The organism is Escherichia sp. AM3 (assembly GCF_032029835.1).
Taxonomy (GTDB): domain Bacteria; phylum Pseudomonadota; class Gammaproteobacteria; order Enterobacterales; family Enterobacteriaceae; genus Escherichia; species Escherichia coli.
Genome location: NZ_JAVUPQ010000182.1, coordinates 1 through 2,799, shown reverse-complemented (window position 1 = coordinate 2,799; position 2,799 = coordinate 1). Strand labels below are relative to the sequence as shown.

The window sequence follows — 2,799 nt, the reverse complement described above, 5'->3', positions numbered from 1 at the left end:
CGCATGGACGCAATCTGACCGCCCTGGGTCATATCCTTTGCGTTAAAACTCATGATGATATTCTGAAGAAAGAAAGTCAGTCGGACTGATTATTAATGATGAAAAGATTAATAACCGTTAAATTCCGGCTTCGCCGGCAACACTTCACGGTCGCACAAAGAATTTGCACAACCGCTCAGTGTTTTCATATTTATTTCGGAAACGCCGGGGAGAAATAAAATTTATTTTATTTCTCCCCGGGGTTGGACAACGAGCAAAGCGAGGCGTCAGTCAGGAGGCCGGTCAGACCAGCCTCCGGAAGATAATCAGAGAATATTTGCGATTGATTTGGCCAGCTGGTCTTCGAGAACAGGCTTCGCCTCTTCAAATTTCAGGTTAACCTTGTTCGCATTTGAGACCACACGGGTCTGGTATTTATGCTGGTTACCTGTTTCAGTACTGGTCTGAATTTTCGCACCTGATGTGCCCTGACGCAGGGCGGCAACATTATCCGTTGTCACCGTTGCCTTAGTACGCTCTGCAATCTGCACATCCGTGATCATGGTATAGTTCACATCTTCCACCATCGCATCTGCAGCCATACCCACCAGACCGGCAGCAAGGCCCACACCGAGTGTGGCACCGGCAGAATTGGAATTATATCCGGTGATACCGGCACCTAACGCTGCACCAACTGCTGCGCCTTCATAACCACGGTTCAGCCATCCCTGAGACTCCCGCAGATCCATCTTATCGGCCTTCAGCACATTCGCCTGAATCCAGTAGTAGGCTTTATCCGGAGAAGTCACCACCTGATACCCTTTTGCTTTCACAGCATCAGCAATTTTGCCCTGCAGCCCACTCATGTCTTTATCAGACGTGTTTTTGATCTGCAGAAATACCGTGCGTTCGCTGGCGGGTTCAAGCCAGATGGTCTCACTCATCTGAGTCTTCACCTCAAGGTTACGCTTCTTGATTGCTGTGCTCATCGCACCACACCCTGAAAGGGCCAGAGTGGAACTGACCAGTGTAACCATCATCAATTTTTTTGTTTTCATCAAATTACCTTTTTTACAAACTACAGTTTTCTTATTGCCTGTCATAATAGTCCTGCCAACGAGTCCCAAAAGTATTTCCCGCTGAATCAAAGCCTCCATGCATAGGATATCCGGTTGAAGGGTTATAGTAGATCGTTGGGGTCTGTTCAATGCCCCCGAAGTCTAACTTTTCACTCCCATCATATTGGTCTTTGAGTTGATTTTGCCCCCATTTTTTTATGCTTATGCAACCACTAACTTGCCTTAATTCGTATAGTGTACCAATGATAAAAACCATCAGGCTTAATAACGGAGAGAGTAAGGAAGATACTGGCATCGTTATATACCAAACGCCTTTACTAAACTTAAACTCATCCGACACATCCCGTTTTTTTCGTATTTGAGAGAACAACCAGATAAACAGTCCCTGCCATAGCACTATGAAGAACAGCATAAAAACTGTTTCGGCATTCCCCCAATCAGCCAGATAACAGGCGATAAACTGTATCACTGTTACCAGAGCAATATGGGCTAAACATCTCATTATCATCTCCCAAACACAGTATTATTGCTTATACTTATCCTGATACTCCTTTGCCCTTTTCATCAGTTCCTGTGGACTGTCAGCCCCGGGCATTCTTTCCTGAGCCGACTTTTCTTCATTATATTTATTATTCTGAGATAATGCCTCTGTTTTATGGTGATTCTGCAGTTCAGAATACTGTCCTCTTACAATATTTTCCTCGCCACGTATGCTGTTCTGAGTATCACCTATATTCCCTTTATATTCTGTGACCATATTATCAACCTGATGTTTTACATCATTACGGATATTACTGTCCTGCGTTCTTTGCTCAATAATGGCCTGATGTCCCTGATGGTCAGCAATAATATCCTGACTGCCTCCACCCGAAGGTACGCTCTCCATTCCTTTACCAATATCGCCACGGGATTCCCGCCAGGCATTATCAACACCAGGCTGTATCTGTTCCTGCACAAAAGACCAGGCCATTGCCCGACGGCGTTCTGCAATCTCCGGCGAACTGGTATTTGTCAGAATAGCTTCGGCATCCTGCGGTGCGTGTTTCATCACATACTGTGCAAACTGTTGCGACAAATCTTCGCTCATCTGCCCACTCATGCTTTCAGTACGGGATGCCATTTCAGCATATTCATGGCTGCGGGTCATATTCGTCGTGTACTGGTCGTAACTCTGTTTCGCTGAATTCAGGGCTGCAGACAGTTGATCCACCCGGGAATCAGCATTATTGTCAGTATGGCTGCCGGATTCACTGACTTTGCGACTGGTAAAGTAATCGCTGGCCTCTTTAAAGTCCTTACTGGCTTTAGCGTCAATATCATGACGAGCATCATAGCTGGCCCGTGAACCACTGCTGGCCTGATGCGCATCATCATCACTCCAGTCAATGCCAGCCCGACCACCACCTCTAACGCCTAATCCTCCACCAACACCAAGAATTTTAGGTTTAACCCCCCATTCAGCATGAGCATCTCCATACATCCCGGCAGAAGCTCTCGTACTTCTGGATGCCAGTTCCTGAGTCGCCTGCTCATTACTGATATTATGCGCCTTCGCATAGCTTTCCACTGCACTGCGCATACGGCTGGCCATCATGGAGTCCTGTGCACTCATCGTACTGTCAGCACCACTGGTGACAGAGTCACTGCTCCCCCGGTTAGAACCAAACTGACTGAGCGTGTTCCAGGCACTGGCAATACTGCTGCTGAAACCATGCAGGGCACTTTCTGCTCTGTTCGACGC

At 47.0% G+C, this 2,799-nt stretch carries 2 protein-coding genes and 1 pseudogene; all 3 read right to left on the bottom strand.

Annotated elements, in window-relative coordinates; translation table 11 throughout:
* Window positions 1-305: 305 nt before the first annotated feature.
* On the bottom strand, window positions 306-1,037 hold the full coding sequence (traT, locus tag RTW80_RS23680; RefSeq protein ID WP_023565183.1) for a conjugal transfer complement resistance protein TraT: 732 nt from the start codon (window positions 1,035-1,037) through the stop codon (window positions 306-308).
* A 31-nt stretch (window positions 1,038-1,068) separates the two neighbouring features.
* The gene (locus RTW80_RS23675; protein WP_000605857.1) at window positions 1,069-1,566 is read right to left on the bottom strand and encodes an entry exclusion protein; all 498 of its coding nucleotides are present in this window, start codon (window positions 1,564-1,566) and stop codon (window positions 1,069-1,071) included.
* A 15-nt stretch (window positions 1,567-1,581) separates the two neighbouring features.
* Window positions 1,582-2,799 (bottom strand): annotated as a pseudogene (locus RTW80_RS23670) (conjugal transfer protein TraG); the annotation flags it as partial.